Below are 721 nucleotides of genomic sequence, written 5' to 3'. Positions count from 1 at the left end.
ATCGAGTCCCTGCCCTCCGTCGAAGCCGACCGTCAGGCAGACTCAACCCCGTAACACCTGCTCACTTTTCGACCGGAACTACCTGCTCAATTTTCGACCGGAACCGACAGGATGAGTGGGTCGAGGACTACAACACCAACCGACCGCACCAGTCGCTGAAGATGGACATCCCTGCCCAGCGCTTCACCGCCGGGGCGCCGGCAGCGTCGCCGTCGACCTCGCAATCGGCTCGAGCGCACCAACGACAGGGCTCAGATTGGGTGTCACGCAGGGTCACCACCAACGGGGTGGTCTGCGTGTCATGGCAGCAGGTTTGCATCGGCCAACACTGGGCCGGACAACGCTGCGATGTCCACGTCGACGGCAACCTTCTGCGGTTCTGGGTCGGTGATGAACTGGTCAAAACCGCCCCCCGCACCAGTCACGGCGAGGTACGAAACAAGCGGGCCCTACGCAGAAGCGGTCAGGGCTGACACAACACAAGAGTGTCAAGGATCAACCGACACAGAAACGTCAACGATCAACCGACTCTGAACAGGGGCAGGTTGCGTCCACCAAGGTGGTGTACGAGTCGGGACCTGATTAGCGGTGCCGGCGTGTCGTAGCCGAATGAATGAAGGTCATCGCGTGATTCTTCGAGAGACTGCGTCTCGTCAAGTGACTTGGCCCCGGGGTCGGCATGAATTTTGGCCCCATCGTTGGCTAGTCGGTTCGCTTGGTG

Annotated in this window: 1 pseudogene; it reads left to right on the top strand. The window is 60.6% G+C overall.

Annotated elements, in window-relative coordinates:
- Positions 1 to 110: 110 nt before the first annotated feature.
- Positions 111 to 473, top strand: a pseudogene (locus tag A5698_RS28050) (IS481 family transposase); the annotation flags it as partial.
- Positions 474 to 721: the final 248 nt, after the last annotated feature.

The organism is Mycobacterium sp. E136 (genome assembly GCF_001666865.1).
Classification (GTDB): Bacteria; Actinomycetota; Actinomycetes; order Mycobacteriales; family Mycobacteriaceae; genus Mycobacterium.
Note: the sequence above shows the minus strand (reverse complement) of the source record. Positions and strands in the feature narration are given on the sequence as shown.